General features: G+C 72.8%; 11 protein-coding genes. 8 read left to right on the top strand and 3 right to left on the bottom strand.

Translation table 11 applies throughout. From position 1 onward, the window contains the following. The first annotated feature begins 809 nt into the window (after window positions 1–809). Window positions 810–1,913 carry a GNAT family N-acetyltransferase gene (locus tag ACFZDI_RS09475; RefSeq protein WP_391249521.1) on the top strand — a complete coding sequence of 368 codons (1,104 nt, stop codon included), beginning with the start codon at window positions 810–812 and terminating at the stop codon, window positions 1,911–1,913. Window positions 1,914–1,990: 77 nt separating this feature from the next. Here ACFZDI_RS09475 and ACFZDI_RS09470 read toward each other — a convergent pair whose 3' ends face one another. Further along, entirely contained in the window at window positions 1,991–2,581 is a 591-nt protein-coding gene (locus tag ACFZDI_RS09470; protein ID WP_391248971.1) for a hypothetical protein, read from the bottom strand. 148 nt (window positions 2,582–2,729) lie between these two features. On the opposite strand from ACFZDI_RS09470, the gene ACFZDI_RS09465 reads away from it, so the two are divergent. Then, complete coding sequence (locus tag ACFZDI_RS09465) at window positions 2,730–5,297, top strand: SpoIIE family protein phosphatase (protein WP_391248969.1); 2,568 nt, start codon at window positions 2,730–2,732, stop codon at window positions 5,295–5,297. A gap of 103 nt (window positions 5,298–5,400) precedes the next feature. Further along, on the top strand, window positions 5,401–6,093 hold the full coding sequence (locus ACFZDI_RS09460) for an ANTAR domain-containing protein (protein ID WP_391248967.1): 693 nt from the start codon (window positions 5,401–5,403) through the stop codon (window positions 6,091–6,093). A 4-nt stretch (window positions 6,094–6,097) separates the two neighbouring features. Here the strand turns inward: ACFZDI_RS09460 and ACFZDI_RS09455 are convergent, their stop codons facing one another. Next, entirely contained in the window at window positions 6,098–8,245 is a 2,148-nt protein-coding gene (locus tag ACFZDI_RS09455) for a SpoIIE family protein phosphatase (protein ID WP_391248965.1), read from the bottom strand. 420 nt (window positions 8,246–8,665) lie between these two features. Between ACFZDI_RS09455 and ACFZDI_RS09450 the strand changes: the two genes are divergently transcribed. Continuing rightward, entirely contained in the window at window positions 8,666–9,178 is a 513-nt protein-coding gene (locus ACFZDI_RS09450) for an ankyrin repeat domain-containing protein (RefSeq protein ID WP_391248963.1), read from the top strand. A gap of 22 nt (window positions 9,179–9,200) precedes the next feature. Here the strand turns inward: ACFZDI_RS09450 and ACFZDI_RS09445 are convergent, their stop codons facing one another. Further along, on the bottom strand, window positions 9,201–9,383 hold the full coding sequence (locus ACFZDI_RS09445) for a hypothetical protein (RefSeq protein ID WP_030853560.1): 183 nt from the start codon (window positions 9,381–9,383) through the stop codon (window positions 9,201–9,203). 241 nt (window positions 9,384–9,624) lie between these two features. Here ACFZDI_RS09445 and ACFZDI_RS09440 point away from each other — a divergent pair, with 241 nt between their 5' ends. The 4 genes from ACFZDI_RS09440 to ACFZDI_RS09425 all read left to right on the top strand — a co-directional run bounded on the left by ACFZDI_RS09440 (window position 9,625) and on the right by ACFZDI_RS09425 (window position 14,945). Continuing rightward, on the top strand, window positions 9,625–10,446 hold the full coding sequence (locus ACFZDI_RS09440; RefSeq protein ID WP_391248961.1) for a chitosanase: 822 nt from the start codon (window positions 9,625–9,627) through the stop codon (window positions 10,444–10,446). Window positions 10,447–10,533: 87 nt separating this feature from the next. Further along, window positions 10,534–11,496, top strand: a complete 963-nt coding sequence (locus ACFZDI_RS09435) for an EamA family transporter (protein WP_391248959.1) — start codon at window positions 10,534–10,536, stop codon at window positions 11,494–11,496. A gap of 58 nt (window positions 11,497–11,554) precedes the next feature. Next, window positions 11,555–13,807: an MMPL family transporter gene (locus ACFZDI_RS09430; protein WP_391248957.1), complete on the top strand. Its 2,253-nt coding sequence runs from the start codon at window positions 11,555–11,557 to the stop codon at window positions 13,805–13,807. Between the two features lie 361 nt (window positions 13,808–14,168). Beyond that, window positions 14,169–14,945, top strand: coding sequence for a DUF2382 domain-containing protein (locus ACFZDI_RS09425; protein WP_391248955.1), 777 nt, complete (start codon window positions 14,169–14,171; stop codon window positions 14,943–14,945). The last annotated feature ends 97 nt before the right edge of the window (window positions 14,946–15,042 follow it).

The following is a 15,042-nucleotide window of genomic DNA, read 5'->3' as shown; positions in this document are numbered from 1 at the left end:
GTTCTACGTGGCCGACGAGGGTGAACCGTAGCTGCCGAAGACCGTGCACGACGTTCCGCGGTTTCGACGAGTTGCTGAACCTGTGGGCCCCGAAGCCGGGCGAGGTGCTGAGCGTCGGCGACTGAACGCCCCTCGGCCGGCTGCCCCTTCCGTTGGATTTCCGGCGGCAACCGGCCGAGAGGGACGAATCGTCACACCAGGGCTTGACGGGGCGGAGCCGGGCTCGGCCTACTGGAAGCGCAGCCGGCCGTGTCGGGGGTCTGGTCCGGTGCCGGCCCCTGAGGGCGAGTCAACTCCGTACTCCCCCGCCGGAACGCAGGTCAGGGGTCTGATGGTGCGGCGACGTTGGGCAGCGGTGGTGGGTCTGACGGCCTGCCTGCTGTTGCTGCACCTCGTCGTCCCCGGACTCGCGGGTCAGGGACGCCCGGCAGCCGCGGTCACGGCAGAGGTGCACACGACGCTTCCCGACGCCGCCCCGAGCGACGGGGCCGAGGGCGCGGAAGAGCCGTGTCCGTGTGAGGACGAGCCGTCGGTCCGGTACCCGGCGGCACGCACGCCGCGGGGAGCGGGGGCGGCGAGCGTCGGCCCGGCGATGACCGGGGCGGCCGTGGCGGGCCGCAGCGGCACGGAGCCCCGTGCGGCGGGAACGGCCGTCTGTCCGGAGGCGGCGGCATCCGCCCCGAGCGCCGCACGGTTGCAGCTTCGCTGCTGAGAGACGGCAGTACGCCCAGGGCCTGCCCCGCGCGGCCTGAGTACTGCCCGGGCGCCGCGTCGCGGTGATGTGCAGGCCTTCGTGTGTCCCCATGCCGATGACACAGGAGGCACAGTTGCCTGGAAAGCGCGTTCTCGTTCTGCGGCCGGACGAACTCGGCCCGAGCGAGCAGAAGATGTGGCGGGAGATCCGCACGGAGTCCGGCGCACCGGCGAATCCCTTTCTCGACCCGGCCTTCACCGTGGCGGTGGGGCGGGTCAGACCGGGAGCCCGCGTGGCGGTGCTGCAGGACGACGGAGCCCCGGTGGGGTTCTTCCCGTACGAGGTGGGGGCGTTGGGCCGGGGCCGGGCCGTCGGGCTGGGGGTGTCCGACAGTCAGGGAGCCGTGTTACGCCCGGGGATCAGACCGGACGCCCGGCGGTTGCTGCGGGTGTGCGGGCTGTCGTCCTTCGAGTTCGACAACCTGGAGGCCGGTCAGGGGGTGTTCGAGCCGCACGCGGTGGAGGAGCTCGCCTCCCCCGTCGTCGACCTCGGCGAGGGGTTCGCGGCGTACACGGACCACCTGCGGGCGCGGTCGCCGGGCTTCCTCAGGCAGACCCTGGCCAAGGAGCGCAGGCTGGCCCGGCAGGTCGGCGAGGTGCGGTTCGTGTACGACGCCCGGGACCCGGGGGCGTTGCGGGCGCTGATGGGGTGGAAGTCGGCGCAGTACCGGCGGACCGGCCGCCGGGACCGTTTCGCTCAGGAGTGGATCACGCGGCTGGTGGGGCTGCTCGGTGAGAGCGAGGAGCCGGAGTGCCGCGGCGTGCTGTCCGTGCTGTACGCCGCCGGACGGCCGGTCGCCGCGCACCTGGGGCTGCGCTCGCGCAGGGTGCTGTCCTGGTGGTTCCCGGCGTACGACCGGGCGTACGCCAAGTACTCCCCCGGGCTCATGCTGCAGCTGCGGATGCTGCAGGCCGCGGCGGCCGACGGCATCGGGACCGTCGACCTGGGCAGCGGCCCGGCCCGCTACAAGGAGTCGCTCAAGACTCGCGACCTGCGGGTGTACGAGGGAGCGGTGGTGCGGCCGGTGCCCGGTGGAGCCGTCCACTGGCTGGGTCGCGAGCCCGCCCGGGCCGCCCGTCGCTTCGTCCGCGGCCGGCCCCGCCTGGCGGGTGCGGCGGCCCGGACGCTGGAGGAACTGGGCCGCTTGCGCGGTGGGTGAGGCCGGGCCGGACGGCCCGGCCCCGGCTCGGCAACAGGGGCGCCCGGCCCCGTGGAGCCGGGCGCCGGGTCGGCCGGTCAGCTCGTGGCGTTCCAGCTGTGGGCGACGTCCACGACGACGCGGTCGTCCAGCTGCTGGACCCGGAAGGGCAGCCGCGCGCGGACTCCCAGACCGATCTGGGTGTCCCCCTCGAAGCTGCCGGCGAACCTGGTGTCCCGGAAGGTGCGGTACCCGGTGAGGTTCACGCCCGGCAGGGGCTGCGCCACCCGGCCGGGATAGGTGGCCGCGCCGGTCTCCGGGTCGTAGGCGGGCGCGGACACCCGCACCTCGAGTACGGCACCGCCCGCGACGGGGATGTAGCGGCCGGAGCCGTCCTGGTAGAGCCGGTCGACGTACCGGACGCTGTAGCCGACGCCGCTGCCCGCGCCGGGCACGTCGATCACCATCCGGTCGAAGCAGGTGTGACGACCGGTCCTGACATCGGTCATGGGTGCGACGGTGGCGCCGGCGCCGGTCTTGGCGAGGCTTCCCCAGCCGGTCGGACACGCCGCCGTCCGTGCGGTGGACAGCTGTCCGACGGCCGGTGCGGCACCGGCCGGGACCGCCGCCACACCCATCGTGGCTCCCACGAGCGCGAGAGTTGCGCATGCTCTGCTGATTCGTACCATTGCCGCCCCCGAGGCTTGCATGTGGCTGATGCAGGATGAGACGGCCGGGACGGCCGAAAGGTTGCACTTACCGTGCCGTAGCGCCGACCATGGCACATCCTGGTGGGAAGCGATGGGGTCCGGTGCGTCCGTACCGGGAGGACGCGACATGGATGAGACAGCCGCCGTACCCGGCAGGCCGCGGTCCGCCGCCGGCCGGAGCCGGGACGGGGCTGAGGGCCGGGTACCGGGCGAGGACACCGGCCGGATCGAGGACGCCCTGACGGTCCCGCTCGTGGAAGCCGTGCGGGACCTGGACGGTTACGGCGGCCTGGTCTACCTGCGCTCCGGCGACCGGCGCTCGCTGGTGCTCGCGATGGTCAGCGGGGTGCCCCGCTCGCTGCTCAGGAGCTGGTGGCGGGTGCCCGTGGGCGGTGCCCTGCCCATGGCGGAGGCCTACCGCCGCGACGAGACGCTGTGGCTTGCCGACGAGCGCGCCATGATGGTGCGCTTCCCGCACTTCACCGCCGGGCTCCCCTACTCCTTCGGCTCCGCCTACCAGCCCGTCCGGACCGGCGGCGAGGCGGTCGGGGTCCTGGTCGTGCTGCGCTCGGCGGCCCGGACACCGATGGACGAGGAAGCGGTCGCCCTCGCGCTGCGCCCCGCCGAGCGGGCCATGGAGGAACGCCTCGACCGCCTCGTCGCGGGCCGGCCGGACCCGGACTCCGCCGCGCACCCCGTCGAGTACGACGACGAGCCGGTCAGTGTGCGGCTGCCCACCTCGGCCGCCCACCCGGTCCGGGTCGGGCTCATCGACTGGGACCTGGACAGCGACCGCTGCACCGCGGACGACGACGCCCTCGCACTCCTCGGTCTCGACCGGGCGGCCTACGGCGGCACCATCGCGGACGTCGAGGCCCGTGTCAGCCCCGACGACCTGCACGAACTGCGCGAGAGCCGGCACGACGCGCTGAGGTCCGGCCGCGTCAGGTCCCGGCACTTCCGGGTGCGCGACGAGTCCCGGGGCGAGGAGCAGACCGGCTACCGGCCGGTAGAACTGTGGGGCCACCTCGTGCAGGGCGGGGCCGGCTCCTCGCGGATCCTGGTGGGCGCCCTCGTCGACGCGGGCGGCGGCCTCACCGCGGCGGAGGCGGCCGAGCGGCTGCCCGACGGGATCTTCTCGCTGGACCAGGACGGGCGGCTCACCTACGCCAACCGCCGCTGCGAGGAACTGCTCGGCTGCGGCCGGGAGGATCTCTTCGGTCACTACCCGTGGGAGGTCGTCACCTGGCTGCGCGATCCTGCCTACGAGGACCGCTACCGGGCGGCGATGCTGTCGCAGGAGCAGGTGTCGTTCCTGGTCCGGCGGCCCGACGGGAACTGGCTGGGTTTCGTGCTCTACCCGGACGTGCACGGGCTGACCGGCCGGGTCTCCCCGACCGGGCCGCCCACCGGCGCCGGGCAGGGAACGGAAGCCGGCTCCGACACCGCCGGGGATCTCGGCGTCCCCGTGCCACCGCCCGCACCGGTGGCGGCCGCGCGGGCCGGGGCGCTCTACCACGTCGTGCAGATGGCGAGCGTGCTCACCGAGGCGGTCACCGTGCTGGACGTCTGCCGGGCCGTGTCGGAGCAGTTGCTGCCCCCGTTCGGCGCCCGGGAACTGGCCCTCTACACCGTCCGGGACGGCCGGATGTACCTGCTGTGGGAGTCGGGCTACCCGGAGGGCTTCCTCACCCCGTTCGAGGGCGTCACCCTCGATACGCACCTGCCCGGCGTCCACGCGCTGACCACGCGGCTCCCCCTGTTCTTCGAGTCGCCGGAGGAGCTGTCGCTCGCCTATCCGGGCATCACCCTGGACCGCATGCAGGCCTGGTCGTTCCTGCCGCTGATCGCCTCCGGCCGTTCCGTCGGTTCCTGCATCCTCGGCTGGGACGCCCCGCACCGGTTCACCCCCGACGAGCGGTCCGCCCTCACCGCGCTGAGCGGCCTGGCCGCCCAGGCGATGGAACGGGCGCGGCTGTACGACGCGGAGTCCGCCGTCGCCCGCGGTCTCCAGGAGGGGCTCCTGCCGCACCGGCTGCCCCGCGTCGAGGGCCTGCGCACCACCGGCCGCTATCTGCCCGGCACGCAGGGCATGGCGATCGGCGGCGACTGGTACGACGTGATCACCACCGGACGGGGCGTGGCTCTGGTCATCGGGGACGTCGAAGGCCACAGTGTCGGCGCCGCCGCGGTGATGGGGCAGCTGCGCAGCGCGGTGCACGCCTTCGCGGCGAGCGAGCGTCCGCCGCAGGAGGTCATCACGCACACCAACCGGCTGCTGAGCGAGCTGGAGTCGGACGTCTTCGCCACCTGCTGCTACATCGAGCTCGACCCGGCCACCGGACGGGCCCTCGCCGTGCGGGCCGGCCATCCCCCGCCGCTGCTGCGCCACCCCGACGGGCGAGCCGAGACGCTGGATCTCGCGGGCGGCGTGATGCTGGGCGTGCAGCCCGACTCGGAATACCCCGTCACGGCGCTCACCCTGGCCCCCGGCAGCGTGCTCGCCCTGTACACCGACGGGCTGGTCGAGCGGCCCGGCAGCGACATCGAGTCGGGCATCGACGCGGTCCGGCGCCGTCTGTCGCAGACCCCGGCGGACTCGGTGGAGCACCTCGCCGACCGGCTGGTGGGCACGGCCCGGCAGGCCCGGGAGCGGCCGGACGACGTGGCTCTGCTGCTCACGGCGTACCGGTGATCGCGTTTTCGACGCCCGGGCGGGGGCGCCGGGACGGGTGGACGGCCGTGCGAAGCGGCCCGGAGTACGGTGGTCTCGACCGGCGAGCAGGGCGGTGGTTGCGGTGGAGTGGCAGCGGTACGCCGAGCAGATGGCGTGGCTCGCCCGAGACCTGGCCGGGCAGGATTCGGTCCAGGCGACGCTGGACGCGATCTCGTCCTCGGCGGTGCAGCTGATCGACGGCTGTGACGCCGCCGGCATCCTGGCCGTCTCGAAGGGCCGGTCGGTGACTCTGGCGCTGTGCGGTGACATGGTCGCGGAGTCGGACCGGTTGCAGGGCGAGTTCGGCGAGGGGCCGTGCTTCGACGCCGCACGTCGCGTGGACGGGCAGCGGCTGTTCCGGATCGCCGACATGAGCCGGCCGCAGCCGGCCTGGCCCCGGTACAGCCGGGCGGCCCGTGACCTCGGGATCGGCAGCATGACCGGTGTCCTGCTGTACACCCACGAGGAGGACTTCGGTGCCCTGAACCTCTATTCGCGCCGTCCCGGGGCGTTCGGCGAGGACATCGAGGCCGCGGGCTGGCTGCTCGCCTCGCACGCCGCGGTGGCGCTGGCCACGGCCCGCACCGTGGACCAGCTGGAGCACGCGCTGGAGACCCGGCACGCCATCGGCGAGGCCATGGGGATCCTGATGGAACGCCATGAGCTGAGCGAGGACGAGGCCTTCGGTGTGCTGCGGCGCCTCTCCCAGGACCACAACCTCAAGCTGCGCGACGTGGCCCGGCGGGTCAGGGCCGGCACCCCGGACGGGGGGTGACCTCTCACGCCGGGCGGCCGCCCGGAGAGGAGGCGCGCAGGAGGAGCACCGCGATGTCGTCGGCGTGCTGGCCGGTGGGGGTGGTGTGGCGGACGAGCCGGTCGATGAGCCGTTCCAGGTCGTGGCCGTCGGTGGTGTCCAGGTGCGCGGCGAGGTCGGAGGTGGTCCGGGTGGCGTCGGTGCCGGGGAGTTCGACCAGGCCGTCGGTGTAGAGGGCGAGGGTCGTGCCGGGGAGCAGGGGCACGGTGGTGACCGGGTAGTCGGTGCCGGTGTCGATGCCCAGCAGCGGGCCTGGCTCGACGTCGAGGACGCGGGCGGGGTGCCGGGCGTGGCGCAGCAGCGGCGGCACGTGTCCGGCGCTGACGAAGGACGCCTGCTGACGGCCCAGGTCGAGCTGGACGTAGAGGCAGGAGACGAGCAGTTCGGAGTCGAGGTCGGCCAGCAGCCGGTTGGTGCGGGCGAGGACCTCGCCGGGTGCGGCCCCGGCGGTGGCGTGGGCGTGGATGGCGGTGCGGACCTGGCCCATGAGGGCGGCGGCGGCGATGCTGTGGCCTTCGACGTCACCGATCACGGCGGCCGCGCTCGTCTCGCCCAGGCGCAGGACGTCGAAGAAGTCTCCGCCCACCTCGGTGCCGTGGCCGGCGGGCAGGTAACGGGCGGCGATGTCGAGGCCGGGCACGCGCGGCAGGGCCCGGGGCAGCAGGGTCCGCTGCAGTTCGTGCACGAGCCGGTGCTTGGTGTCGTAGAGCCGGGCGCGGTCGAGGGCCTGGGCGATCAGGCCGGACAGCGAGGTGAGGACGGCGCGTTCGTCGGCGGTGAAGGTGTGCGGCCGGGTGTACGACAGGATGCAGCAGCCGACCGGCCGGCCGGAGATGATCAGGGGCAGGAACGCCCAGGCCTGCTTGCCGCTGATCTGGGGTGCGCTCGGGTAGCTGGCGGCCAGTTCGGCGGGATCGGCGAAGAAGGCGGGGGTGCCGCTGGCGAGGACCTGGCCGGCGGGGGTGAGGTCGGTGTCCAGCCACAGGGCGTCGAGCCGCTCCATGACGTCGGCCGGATAGCCGTGGTGGCCGGTGATCTTCAGCCGTCCCGCGTCGACGCCGGACAGCACGAGGCCCTGGGCCCCGAACGCGGGCAGGATCTGGTGGGCGATCAGCGCGACGAGGTCCCGCACGGTCACCGACTCGGTGAGCGCGGCGGCCAGGTGCACGAGCTGGTAGAGGCGTCCGGTCGGCGCCGCGACGGGGGGCCGCGCGGCGGGGGGCCGCGCGGCGGGGGGCGGCGAGGGCTCGGCCCCCTCCGTGCTCGGCAGGACGCGGACGCTGATGCCGCTGGTGTCGGGGTAGAGCTGGAAGGTCAGCGGCTGGTCCGGCGGCCGGAGCGCGGTGAAGGAGACCGGGGTACGGCTGATGATCGCCGTGCGGTAGTGGTCCTCGTAGACGGGGTCGTCGAGCCAGGGCAGGGAGTGCCAGGGACGGGTGCCGAGGAGACGGTCGGCACCGCGTCCGAGGAGGCGGGCCGCGGTGTCGGTCGCGAAGGTGATGCGGCCCTCCATGTCGAGGGCGAGGGCGCCCTCGGGAAGGCGTTCGAGGTAGTCGGCGGCGGCCAGTCCGGTCTGCGCGGGATGGCGTGCGGCGTCGACGGGGACGACGCGCGGCTGGTCGGGGAGGGACGGCGGCCGGGGGGCGTCGTCCAGGAGGCGGGCCATACGGCGGGCGCTGGCGTCGATGTGACCGCGTTCGCGGGGGGTGACCCGGCGCGGCCGGCCGGCGGGCCACATCAGCACCAGGCCGCCCCAGGAGCGCCGTACGCCGGTCAGCGGGGCGGCGACCAGGGCGAACGGGTAGGGCAGGACGGCGGCGGCCCGGGGGTAGCGGCGGGCCATGTCGTCCTGTCCGGCGACGCTGACCAGGGTGTCGTCGTGGATGGCGTCGGCGACGGGGACCGGTGCGTTCAGGGGGAGTCGCTGCCAGGGGGCGGTGAAGGCCAGCGGCAGACCGCACAGGGCCACCAGGCGCAGCACCGGCTCCGCCTCCTCGATGAGGTAGATGCCGCCCATCGAGGCGCCGGTACCGCGCACCGTGTCGGCCAGGGCCGCGCCCAGGTCGTCGTCCAGCGATCCGGCGCCGTCGGGGTGCTCCTCGGTCCGGGGCATGGTGTCCTCCCGCTCCTACCCGGACGCTACGCCTGCTGGAGCGTGCAGGCACGTCGTCCGGACGGGTGCCCGTTCTGCCGCCGGGTGTGCACACCCGATGCGGTGTCACGAGGCCGTCGGCCGGGGAGGAAGGGCCCGCTTCGCACAGCGGCCGTCCGGGCGGACGCCCGCCGGCAGAACCGGAGGCCCTGGACGGCATCGGGAGGCCGGCTTGCAGACGCTGACATCGCGGGACCCCTGGCCGTAGCCGTCACGGAGGCGATCCGGGGCGGGGACCTGCGCGGGCTGCCGTAGCTGCTCGCCGAGCATCCCGGTCTCGCCGGGGCACGCATCACCGAGCAGGAGGAGGACGGCAGGGGCACCCGCAGCCTGCTGCACATCGCGACCGACTGGCCGGGGCACTTCCCGCGCGGTCCCGAGGTGGTCGCGGTCGCCGCCGGGGCCGATCCGCGTGCCCGTTTCGACGGGGCGCACACGAAGACGCCGCTGCACTGGGCGGCCAGCAGCAACGACGTGCCGGTGCTCGACGTGCTCGTCGCGGCGGGCGCCGACATCGAGGCGCCCGGCGCGGTGATCGGCGGTGGCACCCCGCTCGCCGACGCCCGGGGGTTCGGCCAGTGGCGTGCCGCGCACCGGCTGGTCGAACTCGGCGCCCGTGTCACCCTCCAGGACGCGGCGACGCTCGGCCTGCTCGACCGGGTCCGGGCGTACGCCGAGGCGGACGAGCCGCCGTCACCGGACGAGATCACCGGCACGTTCCGGGGTGCCTGCCACGGCGGGCACCTCCGGACCGCGCAGTACCTCCACCGGCGGGGCGCCGATGTGAGCCGGTGCGGCCACGACGGCATGACCCCGCTCGACATCGCCCGCGCCCAGGACGCCGACGACGTCGTGCGGTGGCTGCGCGGCCTGGACGCGCGGAGCGCCTCGTAGCGGCGCGCCCGCGCGGGGTGGCTCACAGGCAGTAGCGCACGAGCCATTCGTCCTGGTTGTAGGCGGTGCGCGCCGGGTCGGGCACACTGGCCGCCCGCTCCTCGACCATGTCCTCCACGCGCACCGGCTCCGGCAGTGTCCCGAAACGGGCGCGGCGGGCGGCGCCCTCCGCCTCGCTCCCCTGCTGTGACGTCGCCTCGTCCATGGCGATTCCCCTCTCCGGCTGGTCGGTCCGACCGTTCGGCCCTTGGTGGGCAAAGGGTTGACGTGCGAGCGGGGCGCTTGGTTCCCGCGGTGGCGACCGGTGTCGGCGGCGCATCGGCTTGTTCGACTCTACGAACTTCCAATCCGCTTGTTTCCCTTGCCGCTTCACAGTGATAGGAAACCTTCCTATCAGTTCTGCACGGCCCGCTCTTCCAACCCCCCACACTCTGCTTGGAGGCACCGTGAGACACCCCTCGGCCCAGGCTTCGCGCCGCACCGTCCTGGCGCTGTTCGGCGCTGCCCTCGCCGCCACCCCGTTCCTGAAGCCGCCGCACGCCACGGCGTCCGGGCGTGCGCTCGGACTCGACGACCCGGCGAAGAAGGAGATCGCCATGCAGCTCGTGTCGAGCGCGGAGAACTCCTCACTCGACTGGAAGGCGCAGTACCAGTACATCGAGGACATCGGTGACGGCCGCGGCTACACCGCCGGCATCATCGGCTTCTGCTCCGGCACCGGCGACATGCTGGATCTCGTCGAGCTCTACACCGCCCGCAAACCCGGCAACGTCCTCGCGAAGTACCTCCCGGCCCTGCGCGACGTCGACGGCTCCGACTCGCACGACGGGCTCGACCCCGGCTTCCCCGGGGACTGGCGCCGAGCGGCGCGTGACTCCGCCTTCAAGCGCGCCCAGGACGACGAGCGCGACCGGGTGTACTTCGACCCGGCGGTCGCGCAGGGGAAGGGGGACGGGCTGCGGGTGCTGGGCCAGTTCGCCTACTACGACGCCATCGTCATGCACGGCGACGGCACCGACCCCACGAGCTTCCGCAACATCCGCAAGCGGGCCCTGCGGACGGCGAAGCCGCCGGCGCAGGGCGGTGACGAGGTGACGTACCTCCACGCGTTCCTGGACGCGCGGGTGTGGGCCATGAAGCAGGAGGAGGCGCACAGCGACACGAGCCGCGTCGACACGGCCCAGCGTGTCTTCCTGAACCGGCGCAACCTCGATCTGAACCCGCCGCTGGACTGGAAGGTCTACGGAGACAGCTACCACATCGGCTGACGCCGCGGCCCGGGCGGGAATTGGTCCACCAAGCAGGCACGGAAGTGGACTCCTTCCCGGGCCGCCCGGCTCCCTAGCGTCGTCCCCATGAACGCCACGACCACGCGCGGAGCCCTGCTCGCCGCGCTCGCCTGCGTCCTCGTCGGAGGGTCCTTCACGGCCAACAGCGTGCTGGGCGACTACCCGTACGCGGGCGGCCAGTTCCTGCGCTACGGGCTGGCCTGTCTGCTGCTGTTCCCCGTGGCGGGGAAGGACGCCGCCGACCGCCTTCGGGCCCTGACGCTGCGTCAATGGGTCCGTCTGGCCCTGCTCGCGGCGGTCGGCATGGTCGGCTTCAACCTGGCCGTCATCGCCGCCGAACGCACCGCGGAACCGGCGGTGCCCGGCGTGTTCGTGGGCTGTGCGCCGGTGGCCGTCGCCGTGCTCGTGCCGCTTCTGGACGGGCGGCGGCCCCAGCGGGCGGTGCTGTACGGGGCGTCGCTCGTGGCCGTCGGCGCCTTCACGGTCCAAGGCTGGGGGCGCACGGACGGCGCGGGGATCGCCTTCTCCGTGTGCGCCCTCGCCGGGGAGGTCGGGTTCGCCGTACTCGCCGTCCCCGTACTGCGGCCGCTCGGGCCCCGGTTGCTGTCCGCCACGGTGTGCGTGGTCGCCGCCGCAGAGTCCGCGGCGGTCGGGCTCCTGGCCGACGGCGCCGGCTGGCTGCGGCGGCCGGACGGCGCCGAAACGGCCGCGCTGCTGTGGCAGGCGGTGGTGGTCACCGTCGTCGGCTTCGTGTGCTGGTACATCGGCATGCAGCGGATCGGCGCGGAACGCGCCACCCTGTTCTCCGGTCTGATCCCGGTGGCGGCGGCCTGCACCGCACCGCTCGTCGGCACCGGCTCCTACGGGCCCGCGCAGGCGGCGGGCAGCGCGCTGGTGGGGCTCGGGGTGGCGTTCGGGTCGGGAGCGCTGAGGCGTGCGGGGCGCGGGCGCCGGGTGCCGGGACGGGCCTTTCGGGGGAACGGCCGCCCGGAGTCACCGGGAGTCCGCGTGCCTGAAAGGCCGGAGTGATCCCGGGCCCATCTAATGGACGGCACTGACCTCCCGGCCGACACAGGAGACGACGTCCATGCCGTACAGCCGCACCGGTGAAGGGGACACGAAGGCCGCGCGCGGGGGTGTACCGCGGCGGCTGGGCGAGTGGTGCGCACGCCACTTCGTCATCGTCATCATCGCCTGGCTGGTGGCGCTGGTGGCCCTGCAGGTCGTCAGCCGTGAATTCGGCGGGGAGTACTCCGACAACTTCAGCCTGCCCCAGGCGCAGGCCCAGAAGGGCCTGGACGTGCTGAAGGCGCACGATCCCCAGGCCGGCGGTTACAGCAGCCAGATCGTGATGCGCGACGACCAGCAGCCCCTGACCGCGCTGAGCTCCCAGATGTCGACCACGGTCGCCGACCTGGAGAAGCTCCCGCACGTGCTGTCCGCCCAGAACCCGCTGACCGCCCCGGGCACACCGAGCGGTCAGCAGAACGTGGGGCCGCTGTCGGACGACAAGAAGACGGCCTACATCACCGTCCGTTTCAACGTGCAGCCCTCGACACTCGGCGACGACTACCTCAACGGCGTCGACACCGCCGTGCAGCCCTTGCGGTCGGCCGGGGCGGAGGTCGAGTACGGCGGACCGCTCGGTGAACTCGCCCGGCCGTCCGCCGACGACCGGGTCAGCGAGCTGATCGGTTTCGGCGTGGCGGTCATCGTGCTGTTGGTCGGGTTCGGCAGCGTGATCGCCGCCGTCATCCCGCTGGTGAGCGCGCTGATCAGCGTCGTCGGCGGGCTCGCCATCCTCGGGCTGCTGGCGGCGGCCTTCACCTTCGCCACGGTCTCACCGACCCTGGCCACGATGATCGGCCTCGGCGTCGGCATCGACTACGCACTGTTCATGCTCACCCGGCACCGGCAGAACCTCATCGACGGCATCGACCCGGTGCGGGCCGCGGGCCAGGCCGCGAGCACCAGCGGCCACGCCGTTCTCGTCTCCGGCTGCACGGTGATCATCGCGCTGGCTGGCCTGTCCGCGTCCGGGGTCTCCTTCATCTCGCTGCTCGGTCTCGCCGCCGCCGTCACCGTCGTCTCGGCCGTCGTCGGCGCGCTCACCCTGGTGCCGGCCCTGCTCGGCCTCATCGGCCGGCACATCGACCGCTTCCACGTGCGCCGCCCCATCGCCGAGACAGAAGCCGGGGCGGGTGACACGCCGCAGGGCACCTGGCACCGGTACGCGCAGCGGGTGGAGCGCAGACCGCTGACGTTCCTGTCGGCCGGCGTCGCCGTGGTCGTGGTCCTGGCGATCCCGTTGTTCTCCATCCAGCTCGGCCACATCGGTGACGGCGCCGACCCGACCTCCTTCACCGACCGACGGGCGTACGACCTGATGTCCGACGCGTTCGGGCCCGGCTCGAACGGCCCGCTCACGGTCGTCATCGACCAGACGAACGTGCCGCAGTCGCAGCGCTCCGCCCTGGCCTCGAAGGCCCAGCAGTCACTCGACAAGGTCCAGGGCGCCGCCGTCGTCACTCCGCTGTCGCCCACGCAGGACGGCGACCTCCTGATCGGTACGGTCTACTCGACCAAGTCCCCGCAGAACTCCGCGACCACCGACCTGACCAACCGGCTCGTCGACGACACGCTGCCGGACGTCGTCGAAGGCACGGACGCCAAGGGGTACGTCACCGGGACGACGGCGACCCAGGTCGACTTCCGGAACATCGTCGCCTCCCAGCTGCCGGTGATCATCGCCGTCGTGGTGGGTCTGGCGTTCCTGATCATCCTGGCCGTGTTCCGCGGGCTGCTCGTCGCCGTCAAGGCGGCGGTCCTGAACGTGCTGTCGATCGCCGCGTCGTACGGGGTGGTCGTCGCGGTCTTCCAGTGGGGCTGGGGCGGTCCCGCGCTCGGGGTCCACGGCAAGGTGCCCATCGAGAGCTATGTGCCGATGATGATGTTCGCCATCGTCTTCGGCCTCAGCATGGACTACGAGATCTTCCTGCTGTCCCGCGTCCACGAGGCGTGGCTGCGCACCGGTGACGCGAAGGGAGCGGTGGCGCACGCCCTGGAGATCACGGCCCGGGTCATCACCTGCGCCGCGCTGATCATGGTGAGCGTGTTCGCGGCGTTCCTCCTCAGCGACAACATCGTGGTCAAGATGCTCGGTCTCGGCCTGGCGGTCAGCGTGCTCATCGACGCGACCGTCGTGCGGCTGCTCATGGTGCCGGCCGTGATGACACTGCTCGGGCGGCACGCCTGGTGGATGCCGCGGTGGCTGGACCGGGTGGTACCGCACATCGACGCCGAGGGCGCACAGACCGGCTCGCGTTCGGCTTCCCACTAAGACGCGTTTCCCACCGCTGTCCCAACTCGCGCACCACAGCGGCTGCTTGTGACGGTTTCGCTCCCCATCTCGAACACCTGTGCCCGAAATTTCCCTTTTAGTCGTTTTGGCCTAGCCGGTGTGGTTAATCGAGGAGGGTGCGCGCGGAACGGCAGCCGGAGCACGGAGGGCCGGTCGTGCGCCCCCGCACCCGGTCGGACGCGTCGAAGTGCGGTGGTGGACGGATGTGCCGTCGCCGCCAAAGCGGCGCGCAGGTCCTGCGGCGTAGGCAGCACGCCGCAGGACCTAACCGCACTTTCGCCCGACACAGCCGGAACATATCGAGCGGATTTCCCCTATCAAACTGCAGGAGATACCGAAAATGATCACCCGAGAGCAGATCGCCATCGTGCTGGACCACCCGGTCCATGACACCAGGGGCGACAAGATAGGCGAGGCCAGGCACGTCTTCTTCGACGACATCACGGGCGAGCCCGAGTGGGTCAGCGTACGGACGGGCCTGTTCGGCACCAGCGAGTCCTTCGTACCCATCCACGATGCGGCGCTCGTCGAGGACCATCTCGAAGTGCCGTACGCCAAGGACCAGGTCAAGGACGCGCCCAATGTCGACGTGGACGCCGGCGGCCACTTGTCCGAACAGGAGGAGCAGCGTCTGTACCAGTACTACGGCATCGACTGGGACGTCGACCCAGGCTCCGGTGTCGGCCAGGCCCCCGGCACCGTCGGAACCACTGGCACCGCCGGAGTCACCGACGACGCGATGACGCGCTCCGAGGAGGAAATGCACGTCGGTGTCGAACGCCGTGAGGCCGGCCGGGCGCGGCTGCGCAAGTACGTCGTCACCGAAGAGCAGCAGTACACCGTGCCCGTACGCCACGAAGAGGTCCGCGTCGAGCGCGAGCCGATCACCGAGGCCAATCTGGACGCGGCCATGACGGGCCCGGACATCACCGAGGCGGAACACGACGTCACGCTGTACGAGGAGCAGCCCGTGGTGGAGACCAGGGCCGTGCCCAAGGAGCGGGTCCGCCTGACCACCGAGGAAGTCACGGAGGAGGAGACCGTCACCGGCGAGGTGCGTAAGGAGCGCATCGAAGCCGAGGAAACCGACGAGTCCGGCGACCAGCCGCGCCGCTGATCCCCACCGGGCGCCCGGGGTGGGAGGACCGAGAACCTCCCTTCCCGGGCGCCTCCGGAGTTCGAGCCGGGTGGGGTCGGACCCGCCAAGCCCTGTT

The sequence above is a fragment of the Streptomyces sp. NPDC007907 genome (genome assembly GCF_042959365.1).
Lineage (GTDB): Bacteria > Actinomycetota > Actinomycetes > Streptomycetales > Streptomycetaceae > Streptomyces > Streptomyces indiaensis.
The sequence above is the reverse complement of the archived record's forward strand: the minus strand, read 5'-3'. Positions and strand labels throughout refer to the sequence as shown.

What these genes read in the sequence shown, in the direction of transcription:
- ACFZDI_RS09425 (WP_391248955.1), top strand. Translation starts at nt 14,169, where the DNA reads ATGATCACCCGAGAGCAGATCGCCATCGTGCTGGACCACCCGGTCCAT.
- ACFZDI_RS09455 (WP_391248965.1), bottom strand. Translation starts at nt 8,245, where the DNA reads ATGCCCCGGACCGAGGAGCACCCCGACGGCGCCGGATCGCTGGACGAC.
- ACFZDI_RS09445 (WP_030853560.1), bottom strand. Translation starts at nt 9,383, where the DNA reads ATGGACGAGGCGACGTCACAGCAGGGGAGCGAGGCGGAGGGCGCCGCC.
- ACFZDI_RS09465 (WP_391248969.1), top strand. Translation starts at nt 2,730, where the DNA reads ATGGATGAGACAGCCGCCGTACCCGGCAGGCCGCGGTCCGCCGCCGGC.
- ACFZDI_RS09470 (WP_391248971.1), bottom strand. Translation starts at nt 2,581, where the DNA reads ATGGTACGAATCAGCAGAGCATGCGCAACTCTCGCGCTCGTGGGAGCC.
- ACFZDI_RS09435 (WP_391248959.1), top strand. Translation starts at nt 10,534, where the DNA reads ATGAACGCCACGACCACGCGCGGAGCCCTGCTCGCCGCGCTCGCCTGC.
- ACFZDI_RS09475 (WP_391249521.1), top strand. Translation starts at nt 810, where the DNA reads ATGACACAGGAGGCACAGTTGCCTGGAAAGCGCGTTCTCGTTCTGCGG.
- ACFZDI_RS09430 (WP_391248957.1), top strand. Translation starts at nt 11,555, where the DNA reads ATGCCGTACAGCCGCACCGGTGAAGGGGACACGAAGGCCGCGCGCGGG.